The following is a 263-nucleotide window of genomic DNA, read 5'->3' on the forward strand; positions in this document are numbered from 1 at the left end:
GTTTTGGAGAGCCAAAGGCAAGTTATATGTATCAAGGAAAACCACTATATGAGCATGTGAAAAAGCAGCTTTTGAAAGGACAGATGGTGATCATCAGCCATTCAACACTTCTGACCTTTTTTAAAGAAAGAGGTGAACGAGATGTATGGTTGGATGATGAACAGGTGCGCGGATGCGGGCCGCTTGCCGGCATCTATACGGCGATGCAAAAGAAAGAATCAGCATGGTATTTAGTGACGGCATGTGACATGCCTTTCATCCGG

The 263-nt window shown here is 44.9% G+C and carries 1 protein-coding gene; it reads left to right on the top strand.

The window, feature by feature from the left end; translation table 11 throughout:
* The coding region (locus tag SB658_RS24840) for an NTP transferase domain-containing protein (protein WP_410603067.1) at positions 1-263 on the top strand (263 nt) is incomplete at both ends.

It is taken from the genome of Bacillus sp. SIMBA_008 (assembly GCF_046535495.1).
Classification (GTDB): Bacteria; Bacillota; Bacilli; order Bacillales; family Bacillaceae; genus Bacillus; species Bacillus subtilis.